Origin of the sequence: Natronolimnobius sp. AArcel1 (genome assembly GCF_011043775.1) — an archaeon.
In the GTDB taxonomy this organism is placed as follows: domain Archaea; phylum Halobacteriota; class Halobacteria; order Halobacteriales; family Natrialbaceae; genus Natronolimnobius.
Genome location: NZ_JAAKXY010000002.1, coordinates 406,438 through 421,164 on the forward strand (window position 1 = coordinate 406,438; position 14,727 = coordinate 421,164).

General features: G+C 59.9%; 9 protein-coding genes and 4 tRNA genes. 5 read left to right on the top strand and 8 right to left on the bottom strand.

The window, feature by feature from the left end; translation table 11 throughout:
• Positions 1–87 precede the first annotated feature (87 nt).
• Complete coding sequence (locus G6M89_RS06125) at positions 88–846, top strand: protein-L-isoaspartate O-methyltransferase (RefSeq protein ID WP_165160917.1); 759 nt, start codon at positions 88–90, stop codon at positions 844–846.
• A 188-nt stretch (positions 847–1,034) separates the two neighbouring features.
• On the opposite strand, the gene G6M89_RS06130 is transcribed toward G6M89_RS06125, so the two are convergent.
• From G6M89_RS06130 to G6M89_RS06150, 5 genes are all read right to left on the bottom strand, one after another.
• Positions 1,035–3,230 (bottom strand): bacterio-opsin activator domain-containing protein, encoded by a 2,196-nt coding sequence (locus G6M89_RS06130; protein ID WP_165160918.1) that lies wholly within the window; start codon positions 3,228–3,230, stop codon positions 1,035–1,037.
• A 406-nt stretch (positions 3,231–3,636) separates the two neighbouring features.
• Positions 3,637–3,709 (bottom strand) — tRNA-Asp (locus tag G6M89_RS06135).
• Between the two features lie 178 nt (positions 3,710–3,887).
• The gene (locus G6M89_RS06140; protein WP_165160919.1) at positions 3,888–6,284 is read right to left on the bottom strand and encodes a methyl-accepting chemotaxis protein; all 2,397 of its coding nucleotides are present in this window, start codon (positions 6,282–6,284) and stop codon (positions 3,888–3,890) included.
• Positions 6,285–6,628: 344 nt separating this feature from the next.
• A tRNA-Asp gene (locus G6M89_RS06145) sits at positions 6,629–6,701 on the bottom strand.
• A gap of 247 nt (positions 6,702–6,948) precedes the next feature.
• Positions 6,949–7,019, bottom strand: a tRNA-Gly gene (locus G6M89_RS06150).
• A 188-nt stretch (positions 7,020–7,207) separates the two neighbouring features.
• Between G6M89_RS06150 and G6M89_RS06155 the strand changes: the two genes are divergently transcribed.
• The 3 genes from G6M89_RS06155 (at position 7,208) to G6M89_RS06165 (ending at position 9,175) form a co-directional block, all read left to right on the top strand.
• Positions 7,208–8,002, top strand: coding sequence for an NAD+ synthase (locus G6M89_RS06155; protein WP_165160920.1), 795 nt, complete (start codon positions 7,208–7,210; stop codon positions 8,000–8,002).
• A 96-nt stretch (positions 8,003–8,098) separates the two neighbouring features.
• Positions 8,099–9,016 (top strand): hypothetical protein, encoded by a 918-nt coding sequence (locus G6M89_RS06160; RefSeq protein ID WP_165160921.1) that lies wholly within the window; start codon positions 8,099–8,101, stop codon positions 9,014–9,016.
• A gap of 87 nt (positions 9,017–9,103) precedes the next feature.
• Positions 9,104–9,175 (top strand) — tRNA-Thr (locus G6M89_RS06165).
• Positions 9,176–9,359: 184 nt separating this feature from the next.
• Here the strand turns inward: G6M89_RS06165 and G6M89_RS06170 are convergent.
• Positions 9,360–9,698, bottom strand: coding sequence for an ArsR family transcriptional regulator (locus G6M89_RS06170; RefSeq protein ID WP_165160922.1), 339 nt, complete (start codon positions 9,696–9,698; stop codon positions 9,360–9,362).
• Between the two features lie 496 nt (positions 9,699–10,194).
• Positions 10,195–12,987 (bottom strand): bacterio-opsin activator domain-containing protein, encoded by a 2,793-nt coding sequence (locus G6M89_RS06175; protein ID WP_165160923.1) that lies wholly within the window; start codon positions 12,985–12,987, stop codon positions 10,195–10,197.
• Positions 12,988–13,118: 131 nt separating this feature from the next.
• On the opposite strand from G6M89_RS06175, the gene G6M89_RS06180 reads away from it, so the two are divergent.
• Positions 13,119–13,610 carry an AAA family ATPase gene (locus G6M89_RS06180; protein ID WP_165160924.1) on the top strand — a complete coding sequence of 164 codons (492 nt, stop codon included), beginning with the start codon at positions 13,119–13,121 and terminating at the stop codon, positions 13,608–13,610.
• Between the two features lie 14 nt (positions 13,611–13,624).
• Here the strand turns inward: G6M89_RS06180 and G6M89_RS06185 are convergent, their stop codons facing one another.
• Complete coding sequence (locus G6M89_RS06185; RefSeq protein ID WP_165160925.1) at positions 13,625–14,665, bottom strand: hypothetical protein; 1,041 nt, start codon at positions 14,663–14,665, stop codon at positions 13,625–13,627.
• Positions 14,666–14,727: the final 62 nt, after the last annotated feature.

The following is a 14,727-nucleotide window of genomic DNA, read 5'->3' on the forward strand; positions in this document are numbered from 1 at the left end:
GCAGAACGGACATACAACACTGCGTTCGGTATTGCCCCGAGTCCGCGCAAGCGCGGCATTGATACTCCCCGACCGGCTACCCCGCCCATGGACCCCGCGGTACTTCGGGAGGACATGGTCGACAGCCTCGAGTCCGAGGCCAAGAACGTTCTCAAGGACGAGGCTGTCGCCGTTGCCATGCGAGATGTCCCCCGCCACGAGTTCGTCGATGAAGCGCGAGCGGCCTACGAGGACCGCGAACACGAAACCCTCGGCACCCGCGTGCTCGCACCGAGTACGGCAGCCAAACTCCTGCAAGCCGGTGATCTCGAGGCAGGCCACTCCGTCCTACTCGTCGGCGTCGGCGTCGGCTATACGGCTGCGGTCGCCGCTGAACTCGTCGGTGAGACGAACGTCCACGCCATCGATATTGCCCGCCCGCTCGTCATCGACGCCCGACATAATCTCGAGGCCGCTGGCTACGACGGCGTGCTTGTCGACTGCCGTGACGGCGCGAACGGACTCCCCGAGTACGCGCCGTTCGACCGGATTTTTCTCGAGGCCGCTGCGTTTGACCCACCACAAGCCCTGCTCGAGCAACTGGCTCCCGACGGAACGCTGGTGTTCCCCCGCGGTGCACAGCCACAGCAACTCGAGACTGTCACCGCACGTGGAGAGCGAACCCACCACGGTGCGGTCGCGTTCGACCCGCTACTGGTCGATGGCGAACAGGTTGGTACCATCGAGCGAAATCGAATGGCACGCGAAGACCGCGAGCACGCCCGCCAGCGCGCCGAATCTCGCCGCGGCTGGGAACAAGAGTGGATCGAGTGGGACGACGCAATTGACTCACCCTCGAGACAGTGATCTGCCGGTCGGTACCATTGTACGGACTGCCTCACAGAGCCATCGCTCAAAAGTATAGTGCTACGGAAAGTGGGGGTGGGGGATTGGGGGTGGCGATAGCCTATCGCAAATCGCCAACTAATCGTATGCAGTGTGAGGGGTTAAATATAATTTCTATCTGTTTAGTGGTTGATTGGGGGCGGTACTAATTATTTAGAGTCACCCTCGAACGCGAGTTCGACCAGCTTTCGCTGTGCTGCACGGAGATGGTAATGATATGTCGGTGCAGAGACCGACAGCGTCGCCGCTAAATCCTCGCCAGTTCCCTCCCGCGGCCACTCGAAGAAGCCGCCGTAGTGGGCCGCTTGCAACGCCTCGTGTTGTTTCTCCGTCAGTCGCTCCTCGAGATAGGTATCGAGTTGACGTGCTGAACGTGTCGTCCGCTCTCGGCGAGCCTCGAGTTCGGTATCTGGATAGGCAGCAGTGACTGCATCGATCAGTGAGCGCGCTTCAACTTGCTGGGGAACCTCGAGAACGAGCGTCGAGACGCCGTCTTCAGCGCGTGCTGTCCGGAGCGTCACGTCGTAGCTTCGCAACACCTCCAGAAACGGCGTGACGCCTACCGTCACCTCAAACAGCGTCTCATCGTCGCCTTCGGACACCGCAGAAATCGTCTCGACCGCCGCCTGATCCGCGGCTACCTCGAGGAGATTTGTCTCCGCTGCCGTGCTGAGAAAGATGACGATCTCGTCGCCTCGGTCGATTGCGCCCTCGAGAACGAGCGGCTCATCGAGCGAACTCGAGAGCCGGTTGAGCAAGAGGCGCTCGTCCCCGCAACTGAGTTCGAGCTCGAGACGGCTGTCGGTAAGCATTGCTCGCGTTCGCTCGACCGACCGGATGGCGTAGCCAATGGTCTCTCCGAGTTCACCCAATACGTCGCGTTCGCTCTCGCTGATCGCGTTGACGCCACCCAGATGGACGAGCAAAACGCCATACCGCCGCTCGTCATCAGCCAGTGGAACCGCAAGCACCGTCTGGAAGCCGTACGTCAACGCTTCTTTCCGGCGGCGTTCCCAGTCGCTCGCCTCAAGTACATTTTTTATTTCTTGAATGGTGCCGGTCTCGATCACCGCTTCAACGAGCGCTATTTCGGGTGCACGCGAGCCGTCGTCGGTCACTTGATCGATGTAGGCAGCGTCGATGCCAGCCCAGTCGGTTGGTTCAGGCGGCGTTTCATCAGTCGTCGCGATCCAAGCGAACCGGTAGCGATCCGTATCCGCAAGTCGCTCACAGACGATGGAGATGATCTCTTCGCGCGTCGTCGCCTGTGCGGTGCCGTGATTGATCTCGCGAACGATTTCGTTGATGTGATTGAGGCGTGTGAGTTCCTCGTTCTTGCGCGTCAGCGTCCGATCGTGTTCGCGCAGCAGCTGTTCGCGCTCGGCACGGTCGAGTGCGGCTTCCGTATTTGCCGCCAGAATCTGAACCGGTTCGGTCGTGGTCTCATCGAAGCCCGCGAGCGCATCCGTTCCCGCGATTAACACGCCGTGAGTGCCAAGTGGCACAATCAGTTCGTTCTGACAGAGCGGTGCTGCAGTGTCTTCGCTCGGTGTCGCCTCGAGGTCAGCGTCGGTCGCCGCTGTGGCTGGTGAATCGGCGCTCTGGTCCGCTGCGTCTGAATTATCAGCTGACTCGCCGCTGCGAAGATTCTCGTAATAGGCGCTCTTGCCTTCCGAAAAGACATCCCAGACGACGCCCGATCCGCGGTGATACCGTCGCTCCGGATCGGTAATTGTCTGGGGGTCCGTTCGCGAGGCGACGTGCTCGAGTGCCCCCTCTGTTGGTTCGAACGCGTACGCGGCAGCGACTGGCACATCGAAAATGTCACCGGCCGTCTCGACTGCCAGCCGGTAGATTTCAGCTTTGTTATCGGCGCGCATCAGATCCCGCGTCGTTTCGTGAAGCGTTGCAAGCGTCCGCTCGTAGCGTCGCTCGCTCTCTCGCAACTCCGTTTCGGTTCGATACTGTGAAACAGCATTCACAATCTGATTCGCAAGCAATGTGTACTGCTCGTCACCAGTCCCCTTCTGGAGATACTGGGTCACACCGGCTGCGATGGCCTCGCTTGCGACTTCCTCGGAACCGCGGCCGGTAAAGAGGATAAACGGAAGATTCGGATCGTCTTCGCGAACCTCGGCTAACAACTCGAGACCGCTCAACTGGGGCATCTCGTAGTCGCTGACGATACAGTCGATATCGTGATTTGCGAGTATCTCGAGTGCCCTCGTAGAGCTCGTCGCCGGTTTCGCAGTAATCGCATCCGCTTCGTGCTCGAGCATCTGGGCGGCGATATCCGCGAATCCCGGCTCGTTATCAACGACGAGAACGGTTATCGAGTTCGTCATAACAGTTATACTCGGTTGTGTTTGCTGTTCGAACAATGACGCGACCGCTACGTAAGTCGTTCCATCTGCTGACTTTCCACTGCTATCCTCGCGTGCGTGCCCACACGTACAGTGACGTTCCGCAGTACGCCGGAGCGCCGTCGTAGAACGCGTCTGAGTGGGCCGTCTTTTCGTTGCTATTGCCCTCGAGTGACAACCGTCTCACTCACAAAATATGAGCACACACTCCGCGGTGCTCGCTGGTGTTGTCCGCTGAAGAAGACGCTCGAGGCGGGATTTGAACCACCTGAACGTTGCTCACTCCGTTCGCCCGTTCCGTCATTCAAATCCCTCTTTTCGTCTTTTTTGCTCACGAAGTACGAGCACACGCTCCGCGGTGCTCGTCGGAGTTGTTCGCGAAAGAAGACGCCCGGAGCGGGATTTGAACCCGCGTCACAACCGTGACAGGGTTGTATGATGGGCCACTACACCATCCGGGCTTACAACTCTTCGTTTCCCGGTGAGAGACTTAAGGGTTCTGTTTCATACCGCCGGACGAGAGTGGAATTGTCAACTCGTTGTGCGCCACGGGTCCTAGCTATCAGACGGACCAATGTCAGCACCGAGAAGACTGCGATACGTGTCTGGCCACACCGGAAACGTAGACAGCACTCCGTTTCAGTCGTCGTCGGCGACAATCCTCACGTCGCCGGACTGGCTCCCACTCACGTCCGCGTTCGCATCCGCATCCGTTTCGAAGCGACCAACCAGCGACTGCAACTCCGTCGCACGATCCGAAAGTGACGCCGCGTTACCAGCGATTTCGGTCACCGCGCTTGTCTGCTCTTCCGCCGCAGCTGAGACGTTCTGTGCCCCGTCAGCAGTCTCCTCGCCGACGCTCGAGATCTCGTCAACCATCGTCGAGACTTCCTGTGCTGACGCCGCCTGATCGTCGGTCGCTTCGTCAATCGACTGGACGCCAGCGTTCGCATCCTCGACGCTCTCGACGATCGACTCAAGCGTCGTGAGCGTTCTGTCAATCGTCTCGCGGCCATCCTCGATCTCCGTCTCCATCTCACTCATGTCCGCAGCGACGGATTCCGTCGATGCTTCGACCGTCCGAACGAGGGAGTCGACCTCGTCAGTCGCGTCGGCGGTTTCCTCTGCGAGCGACTTGACCTCGCTCGCGACGACAGCGAACCCATCACCAGCCTCGCCGGCCGTCGCCGCCTCGATGGAGGCGTTCAGGGCCAGCATATTGGTTTCCTCAGCAATTCGATCAATCAACTCGACGACTTCGCCGATTCGCTCGACCTCTTCTTGCAACGAGTCCATCTCCGCAGCCGTATCGACAGCCTTTGACTCGATCCGGTCCATCCGTTCGACGGCGTCGCTCGCCGCGACTGCGCCCTCCTGGCCCAGCTCGGCCGCGTGGCCGGACTGTTCGGCAACCGTCTCCGAGGAGGACGCGACCTCTTCTATCGTCGCCGAAAGGTCGCTCATCGCCGCCGCGGCCGTATTGAGCTTCTCGCTTTGGGTTTCCGCACCCGCCGAAATCTCCTCGATACTCTCGGCGACCTCTCCGCTCGAGGCTTCGATCTCCGCGGTCGAGGCGGTGACGTCCTCGCTCCGCTCGTCGACCTGTTCGGCGACGTCCTGAATCTGCACGACCATCGCCTCGATGTCGGCCAGCATCTCGTTGAGTGCCTCGCCGATCTCGGTCATCGCCTGACTCTCGCTGTCCGTCTCGAGGCGACGGGTGAGATCACCGTCAGCGGCAGCCTCAATCGACCCGCGGTACTGCTCGGCTTTCTGCTCTAAGTGTTGGCTGAGTGCCTCCGCATCGGCCTTTGCCTGTTCGGCGTCCGCTTCCGCCGTCTCAGCCTCGGCTTTGGCCTGTTCGGCCTGCTCTTTGGCAGCCTCTGCTTCTTGGGCCCGTTGTTCGACTTCCGAGAGTTGATTCTCGAGCGTATCGCGAATCCGAGCAAACAGCGTCGAGAGATCACCGAATTCGTCGGTTCTGGACTGGCTAATCTCGACGTCGAGATTTCCGTTTTCGATCTCCTCGGCGTACCCGGTCATCCTCTCGAGCGAGTTGTTGACGTCCCGCGAGATGACGCCGCCAACGACGACGAAACCGAGGACGGCGATCCCGATCAATACGCCGATTGCCTGTGTTACCTCACCGACCGTCCCGAAGACGGTACTCTCTGGTGCGGCGACGGTCACCGCCCACGGTTTCTCCTCGAGCGGAACCGTCGCGACGGCGACATCGTTGTCCTCGAGTGCCTCGAGGTCGGTCGTCACGCGATCAAGTTGTGGCTCCGTTACGTTCGACTGGAGGTGTGGAAGTTCCTCGAGAAGGGCGTACTCCTCGAGAACTGTGTCCGGGTCCTCAGCGAGGGTTACCTGACCGCTTTCCGTAGACACCACCTGCATAGCGCTCCCGTTCATCGGCGCTGTGAGGAGGTCACTCTGTTCGGAGAGATCAACCTCGATGACAATCGCATGGCTTGTGTGGCGACTGACTGGACTAATAAATCCCATCTGCTGGCCGTCATCAGTCTCGTACGGCTCGAACGAGCGGATGTCGTTCGGGTGTGCGAATGAATCGTAGTCGACCGCCCACGGTCGATCAGATTCGTCAACCGTCTCACCCTCTCGTTCATGGTCTGAACTGACCTCGATGGTTTCGTTGTCCATGTCGAAGTAGTGGATCGTCTGTACGTCCTCAGGAAGGATCTGAACGTTCGACTGGAGATCCACCCGGAGCGGCCTGGTATCCATGTCCGAAAGGAACTGATCATCAGAGATTCGCTGGGCATGCTCACCGCGGTCGCGCACGAAGTCGTCGATTGCCTGTGCCTCCCGGTCAGCGGCGTTGATCATCGTTTCTTCGGCATCGGCCTCGACGCTCGCTTCCGCCTGTGCGAGCGCGACGTACCCCGCCCCAAGCAGCGTAACAGTGACGACGAGAATCGCGATTCCAATTTTGAGAAAATATCGACTCCGAACCTTGTCGTATACTCGACGATGGAACGGATCGCCGTCCCCGTCGCCGTCTGCGGTCTCCATACACACTCATGTCAGAAACAATTGTTAAGCTTAGTGGCCCAAATACTGTGACACAGACCCTCTATCATTATATATTGGGATGATTGTCTCTTGAGTGACAATGCATGCCGCACGCACTCAGTTGCCACGTTACCGTCTCGTCGCTATGGACGGCTGCTCAAACGCACTCGAGGCAGTGGCGTCGCTCACGAACGTGTTTGCGACGGAAAGCACCCGGAGCGGGATTTGAACCACGGTCGCAGCAAAGCAGCTCCCTGATTCAAATCCCTTGTCAGCGTTTCTCGAAATTCGAGGATGGTCGCAACACAGCAAGCTGGTTGCTCAGGGGTTAAATTTCGAGAAAGCGCCCGGAGCGGGATTTGAACCCGCGTCACAACCGTGACAGGGTTGTATGATGGGCCACTACACCATCCGGGCTTGCAACTCTTTGTTCCCCGGTGACGGTATTAAGGCTTTCCAATCAACCGCCGTGTGGTACGGCGAATCGAGCCATGAATGCGAGTGAATCAGTCCCGAACTCGAGCGAGGTTCACAGGGACTGTGCTTGAACCAGATTGTTACTCATTTGCACGCTTATGAGGACCAGTCGGCCGGAACCAGTTACGGCGCCGGTTTTGTGGCTCCATTATTGGATTCAACGGTGTGCGAGTGTCGCCTCGAGAAGTGCGCCGACCGGGAATTGAACCCGGGCTAGAGCCTTGGGAAGGCTCTGTCCTACCACTGGACCACCGGCGCGCACTCACTTCGATTACTCGCGCCACGACTCGCAGTTCCAGCGAAACTGCTCACCACCGGCGCGCACTTTGGCGTAGTCGATGTTGACACTTGAACGTAGCGCTCGAGTCTCCTCGAGAAGTTGGCAGTTGTCCAGTTTTTCGCCTCGAGGGGAGTTTATTAGACGCTGCTGTCCCTATAGTCCGGATATGATCGACCTTCGGTTTTCGGACGCAGAATTGGACCAGCGACGCAATCACATTCTGGCCTTTATTCAGGACCAAGTTGCTGCGGCGGGTGTCGACGGGGCCGTACTGGGACTTTCCGGAGGCATTGACAGCACGCTGACGGCGTATCTCGCTGTCGACGCACTCGGTGCCGAGAATGTTCACGGACTCGTCTTGCCGGCGACCGTCAGTAGCGAAGACAACATGAGTGATGCCGAACGGGTCGCACAGGACCTCAAGATTAGCTACGACGTAATCGAAATCGAGCCGCTCGTCGACTCGCTACTCGAGGTGTATCCCGACGCTGAAGGGGATCGGGAAGCGGTTGGAAACGCTCGTGCACGCGTTCGCGGCGTGTTGAACTATCTAGTGGCGAATCACGAGCATCGCCTCGTGCTCGGGACGGGCAACCGTAGCGAGGCCGCCGTTGGCTACTTCACCAAGTACGGGGACGGTGCGGTGGACTGTCACCCAATCGGGAACCTCTACAAAGGGCAGGTTCGCCAGCTCGCACGCCACGTCGGCGTCCCCGAGGATCTGGCGGCGAAAACCGCGACTGCAGAGCTGTGGGCCGACCAGACCGATGAAGGTGAACTGGGGCTCAGCTACGAGACGCTCGATTCGATTCTCGCGACGTACATCGATGGGCCGCTGTCTGCCGGCGCGACATGTCGGCTGCTCGAGGTTGACGCGGACACTGTCGAACAGGTGCGGACGCTGTACGAGCAAAGCGAGCACAAGCGGACCGTCCCGCCGGCACCGTCGCCACTCGAGTGAGAAACTACTCACCGAGTGTGTCTGTCATGGTCGCCTAGAGTCCGCCCGAACGGCGTTTCCAAAGGTCTTTGCCTTCTCCGTCGTAACTCTCTGCTAATGGAACCGGCCGACAACTGTCGGCGCGCCGCCTACGAAGCCGTTGCGGACGTCGAACCACCGCAGTTGCACGACCTCGTTGAAACTGTTCTCGAGGAGGCCTCGATGGTCCCCGGTGTACTCACCGTGACGAGTGCCCTGCTCGCGACGAAAGCGGCCGCAGCCGACTCGAGCGACGACGCCGTCCTCACACAGTGGGCGTCAGCTGTTGCTGCCGGCGAGAGCACAGATCGCGAGCCACCCAGCGAAACGGCTCTCGGAAACGTTACTGACGACGACAGCGTCGTCACTCTCGAGGGAGTCACCGAGGCACTGCTCACCCGTGCGGCTGGCGTGCAACTCATCTACGAAGGGCTTCGGCTCACGCGAACACTGGCACACACCGAACCGTGGCTCGAGGCCGCCTCTGCTGCTGAGACGCCGGCCACAGCCGGCGCTGAAGGGACAACGCCGGTCGCTCCACACGCCGACACCGATGGCGACCTCGAGATTCTCGCAGCCGATATTCTCGTCGCTCGCGGGTTCTACCTGCTTGCACGTACCGACGCGGCGGAAACGGCCGTCGAGACGGTCCAGTCGTTCGGTCGCGATCAGACGCATCGACACGATGGGACAGCGACTGGCAAGGCAGACGGGACAGCATCGGACACCATCGATGCAAACCTCGAGCGCGATATTCTCGCACTGGCAGTCGAAACAGGAGCCGTCGCCGTCGACGAGACACCCGCTGAGCGACTGACAGCAGCCGCGACGACACTGGTCGCGACGACCGGCGCGTCGTTCCCACCGGTACCGCAGTGGGTTATCGACCTCGAGGCGACGTTTGCAGACACTGCCGAACCGATCGAATTCAACCACGAAGATGGCTCACTCGAGGACCAGCCAGCGGATCACGCGACATCCGCAACTGATCCGTGACCGTCAGCCGTAGCGGTGTCACCGATACGCACGCCCGATGGCGAATCGAAACCCATAAAGACGACTCGAGTCAACACTGAGTTGCGCGCCTGGGTAGCTTAGCGGTAAAGCGCGTCCTTGGTAAGGACGAGAGCCCGGGTTCAAATCCCGGCCTAGGCTTCTAACAGGGCTTCAGCGCCACTTTTGGTTGATATTGGCATGTGATCGGTGCTTGTTTGGCCCAATTCGTGTTTTCGTCCGATCATTTGTACGGACGGACAGGTACACTCGAGACTTCGAAATTTCACTCATGTGCGGGCCTGTTAGCAGCGAAGCTAGCTTCGGAGATCATAGTCGAACGCAATCAGCGATAGTCAGTGGGAAGCTCATCCACGTGAGTGACCAGCAACTCCAGTAGCGGACGGAGTTCGTCGAACCGTGGTCCCTTTCGCACGACGTGTGCCTCTTGATCCCATTTGATGAATCCGGCGTCCTCGAGTTTTGGGAGATGGGTGTGGACAATTTCTACCTTTGGAGTGTGTCGCTCCTCGCTGTCCGTCTCGAGATCAGTGGGGATCTGTGGGTCATCGTCATCGTGTGGATTGTGCGTGAGTAATACAACGAGTAACCGACGTCGGTACCCACTCGCTAAGGTGCTAAAGTACTCGTCCAGAGGTCTCTCTTCAGGTTGACAGTGACTCATATTCATCAACTCGATCTCCTTGACGACGGTTCTGTTTCTGGGGCACCATTTCCCGGTTGATTCGTCTTTCGCGCCGCGACTTGGCTCGTGAACTCGTCGACTAGCAGCGCAGTTTCGTCATCGAACAGTTGGGATAGAATATGGGGTGTGGTCCTGTCGTTGGGACGGCGGCAGAAGTCATCCAACGGTGGCGTCCGGGCGTGAAGCCTACTCGTCGCTGCCCCGCTGTTGCTTCTGGCGTGATCGGGTGACATTGGTTGCTTCTTAACCCGTAGTTGGGTAAATCTGCGTTCGAATCTTTTGTGCTAATTAGAAATAGGGGGCGTATTATCTAGAACCGCGTCAAAAATAACTAGTCGATAGACTCCTCAGTACAGCTGCAATGACGTTCAACAGGTGCCTTGAGAGGAATACAGCTAACTGAGACGGTTCTGATTGACGGTCTGAAATGCGTAATGGTTAGACCCCGTGTCGATCCACTGGTCCTGCTAGCTCGTCATAACCGATCAAATACCAACTCACACAGCCGCCGCTCTCCCTCTCGAAGGTGATGGGAGAACGTTGACTGCGTGACATCGAGCGCCTCCGAAAGATCCCTGCCGGTTCTGATACGTGGGGATTCAAAGTATCCACTTCGGTATGCCATCTCGAGGATTTCGCGTTGTCGGGCGGTGAGTCGTTCGGAGAGAACCACTCGCAGATCCTCAGGCGTCTTGATCGAACGGTCGCGTGAGTGGCGTGCCACGAGGTCAGCGCTTGGGTACTCGGCTTGTATCGTCTCGACGAACTCCCGTACGGTCGCGTTAGCGGGCTGATCGACGACAACAGTGATCGCTTGGCCGGTGACAGTAAGCGAGCGGACGATCCCGCCGTTCTTGACGACGTGTGACGCGACTGTCGGTTCGGTGGCTTTCAGCTTGAATTCACTCTCGGTTTCCGCTTCCCGAAGGAGCGTCACCGCTGCGACACCAGGGAGGCAGTGAGCTACGTCTCGTACCTGCTTCGCAGTCACATCATGTGCCGTAAAGAACAGACGGGCTGCGCCGCCGTTCAGAGGGACGAGCCCGTCGAATGTAATTTCGGAGTCAATCTCTTGGGCGAGTTTGACAAGGACAGTATCTCCCTCGTAGATCTCGAGCGTGAGTTCGGTGACGCTGTCAGTCAGGAGCGTCCGCTTGGTTTCGACGGCGTCGATTGCGTGGGCGATCGTTTCCCCCAGTTCCGCGAGCACTGGGTTGTCGCGCTCGTCAGGCTGGAGGCGAGCAGTGTACACCGCCAAGACCCCGTAGGCCGTTCCATTATACCGCAGCGGGACGGCGATACACGAACGAACACCGCGTTCGAGCGTGGGTTCCCGCCAGCTGGCGGCTCGTGGATCGATAGCTACGTCTCCCACAACCTGTAGGTCGCCGGTTCGGATGGCGGCAGCCATGGGGTCTTCGTCGGGGGTCGTTCCGTTGGTCCGAATCGAGAGGGTCTCGAGATATCCGTCGTCGACGCCGGCCCACGCTCGAGGGATGATGGTGTCCGTGCCGGGCTCACGCGTACCGACCCATGCGAACTCGTAGAGGTCCGAGTCGGCGAATTGGTCTACCACAGCCCGTTCGATGACCTCACGACTGTCTGCGTCGACCAGCTGCTGATGGACGCCTCGAATGAGCGCGTTCAACCTGTCGAGGCGCTTGAGTTCCTCGTTGCGCTCTGCGAGTCGCTGCTCGCCTTCGGCGCGGTTCCACGCAGTCTCGACGGACGCGGCGGTCGCCTTCGCGAGGTCACCCATTCGATCATCGAAAGAGTCCGCTCCAGGCGAGCCAAACCACAGGACACCATGTCGGCCCAGCGGAACGGTCACGAAGCTTCCTAACGGCGACGACCCGTCGTCCTGGCCGTCGAGGTCGGGTTCCACGTGGACGCCGCTGGTACCGACAAACGTCTGCCAGACCGCATCGGATACCTCGGTCGTGACCTCGACTGTATCGACGTCGACGGTTCCGGCCGTGTCGACGGCGTGTTCTTCGAGCTCTCCGTTCCGGTCGTCGTAGCGCCAGAGGGCAGCGCACTCGACATCGAGCACCTCCCGTGCGAGCGGTGCGACGCGATCTGCGATAGTCTCGGTATCGGCGTCGATAAGCTCTCGAGTCGCCTCGTTGAGGCGTTCGAGGGCGTTGTTGACTTCCAGTAGTGCTCGGCGAGAGTGTTCGCGCTCCACCGCGATACCGGCGATATAGGTGCCGAAGTCCGTCACTTGGCGTTCCCACTCGGTCGGCCCTCGAGGTTCGTCAAAGCAGAGCATGAACGATCCCAGGGGCTCGCCTGATGCATTCCGAATGGGTTCTGAACGCCCAGCGAGGACGTCGTTCGCGACGCAGAGTTCACGCCACTCCTCTGACCATCTGTCGTCGGTCGTGACATCCTCGCAGGTGATACCATCGCCGCGGAACACCGCTTCTCCGCAGGTGCCGATCATGAGGTCGTTGATCGGTGCGTCCTCGAGTCCGTCTCCCCACGACGGCTGCAAGTCTGGAGCAATGGGGCGCTGGAACGAGTCGCGCTCGTCGTCAGCGAGCATGATACTGGCCCGGACACCAGTCCCAAGCCGGGGGACAGCAGCGCACAGCGCGGAGAGGCACGTCTCGAGTGGCGCATCCGTGGCGATCAGTTCGAGCAACTCTTTTTGGGCTTTCAGCAATCGTTCTCGTTGCTTGCGCTCGGTGATGTCCACGACGAACTCCACTTTCTCACTCTCGTTCAGTCGCCGCGATTCGAACAACCCCCACCAGCGCGACCCATCCGCGTGATAGTACTGCTTTTCGTAGGGGACGCCGCTGCCAGTCTCCTCAACCTCCTGTAGATGTCGCTCCGAGGTCGAGTAGAACGCCTCTGGCGTGAGGTCTCGCCACGACGTGCCGAGTGCCTCCTGGTAGTCGAGCCCGGCCATTTCGAGGAAGGCGTCGTTCGCGTCAGTGATCGTGATGTCTTCGCCCCAAACGATAACGCCGATCAGGTTAGAGTCGAACACGGGAAGAGAGCGGAGTTGTTCGATGTCTCCGTTCAAGCCCACGCTTCCTGACTGCTCGCTTTCAACGGGTTGCCACCAGACGCGCCCTTTGGCACCGACCTTCTTCGTCTGTATCCTGTCGCCCTCGACGAGCGTCTCGAGCCGATTGTAAATCGTTCGATCAGTACAGTCGAACTCCTCGGCGACCTCTGGCGTCGTGAACGGTGTACCGGGCGGTCCGAGTGTGACGAACACGTCGAAGACCTCATCCGGCGTGGGCACAGGACTCATACACAACGTTATTGAGAGACGTGGAAAAGCATTCGGTCAACAGAACGGCCGATCAATTGCTCTGGGGCTTTTGCGAGAAGCAGTGGTCTTCGAACGGCGACTACTAGTACTGCTCACGATAATGGCCGTCTGTGCTCGTCGTGATCTGTGGCCCGCCGGGTGCTGGCAAGACGACTATAACGACTGCCCTCCGTCGTCGCCTCGAGCGCCGTGGCGAGGCTGTTCGAACGTTGCACTCGGATTCGTTCTCGAGTCGGACGTACGACCAGTTGTCCGAGCGGGTACGGGAGACGCCAGCGAGCGCGATTACGATTGTCGATGGCACGTTCTATCGCAAGCGTTGGCAGACTCAGTTTCGGGCGTTCGAGCCGGTTCGGTTCGTGCACGTGACGGCGGCACTCGAGACATGTCTCGAGCGAAATCGAGCGCGTGCGGAGTCTATCGACGAGCAGGGGGTCCACGTTGTGTATCGGGAGTTTTCGACGCCGGCGGCCGACGTGCGGATCGACACTGACGAGGAATCCGTCTCGGCGGCGGTCGAACAACTCGTGGCTGCACTCGAGGAGTGGGGCTGGCTCGAGTGCGATAGCGAGTGTTCCGTGGTTTCTGAGACCGGCGTGTAGGCGGGCGGGCGCTGTTATTTTCTGACGCCGGGGATGGTGAGATCCTCCGGTCGTTCGTCCGGAACGAGTTCGTCGGGCAGGATGTCCCAGCCGAGTTCATCGGTGCCGGGTTCCGCATTGGTTTCGAAGCCCGCGTTGTCGGCCGGTGGACGCTCGCGAGCGTCCGGTGGCGGGCCGCCGTGTGCGTAGACGCCGTCGGGGTGGTCAACTGCCCAGACGTGCATCATGCAGGGGGTTCGACACGGGGCCTCGAGGTCGCCGTCGGCGAAGTCTTGTTCGTAGGCCTGACGGTAGTACCACCAGGCGAAGCGTCCAGGGAGGCCGGCGTGGTAGTGCCAGGGTGAACAGCGGTCTTCGTGGCCGACGGGGCCGTGGTCGTGGTCGTCGTCGCTATTGTCGCTATCGTGGTCATGGCCATCGTGCTCGTGCTCGTCGTGGGCGGCGTGACCGCCGTATTCGTCCTCGTGATGATCGTACTCGTAGTCGTCATCGCCGTCCGTGCGGCGCTCGTTCCGGTCGTCCCAGACTGCCTCGTCGTCTTCGTAGACGGCGGGTGGGTCGACTGGGTCGCCATCTCGCGTTGCGATGAACATGACACCAATCGAGCGCCACGACGTGTTATCGACCAGTACGGATTCTGGGCGCCCGGGGTCGAGTACGGTGTCGTCGCCGATGTAGTCCGGATTGAGCCAGTGTGACCAGCCGTCTTCGTCGCCGACATCGAGCGTGTCGAAATACGGCTTGAAGCCAGCCGAAAGTAGCGCGCCGACGTCGTCGTACTGGTCTGTGAGTGTTTCGCGGACAGACGTCTGAAGCTCTTGGGTTACCGGGTGGTCGTCGTCACAGCCGACGGTACTTGCACCTGCACAGTAGCCCATACTCGGCCGCAACGTCGCGTCGGGACACCGATTGAGCGTGGCTGCACCCGCATGACTCGAGTCGTTGCTGGTCGCTGCGACCTGTCCTGTCGCGACTGCCGGAACGGCAAGCGCCCCGCCCGTTGCGTGCAGGAGTGTTCGTCGAGAGATCCGCCCCCCATCCATCTCATCAGTCATGGCACGGTTTGGCACATCCTCGACTGATGTAAACCATGTTGGCGCTCGAGGCGACAGTGTGG

Bases quoted from the DNA above. Each gene is read 5' to 3' on its own strand.
- G6M89_RS06125 (WP_165160917.1), top strand. From the start codon at position 88: ATGGACCCCGCGGTACTTCGGGAGGACATGGTCGACAGCCTCGAGTCC.
- G6M89_RS06130 (WP_165160918.1), bottom strand. From the start codon at position 3,230: ATGACGAACTCGATAACCGTTCTCGTCGTTGATAACGAGCCGGGATTC.
- G6M89_RS06140 (WP_165160919.1), bottom strand. From the start codon at position 6,284: ATGGAGACCGCAGACGGCGACGGGGACGGCGATCCGTTCCATCGTCGA.
- G6M89_RS06155 (WP_165160920.1), top strand. From the start codon at position 7,208: ATGATCGACCTTCGGTTTTCGGACGCAGAATTGGACCAGCGACGCAAT.
- G6M89_RS06160 (WP_165160921.1), top strand. From the start codon at position 8,099: ATGGAACCGGCCGACAACTGTCGGCGCGCCGCCTACGAAGCCGTTGCG.
- G6M89_RS06170 (WP_165160922.1), bottom strand. From the start codon at position 9,698: ATGAGTCACTGTCAACCTGAAGAGAGACCTCTGGACGAGTACTTTAGC.
- G6M89_RS06175 (WP_165160923.1), bottom strand. From the start codon at position 12,987: ATGAGTCCTGTGCCCACGCCGGATGAGGTCTTCGACGTGTTCGTCACA.
- G6M89_RS06185 (WP_165160925.1), bottom strand. From the start codon at position 14,665: ATGACTGATGAGATGGATGGGGGGCGGATCTCTCGACGAACACTCCTG.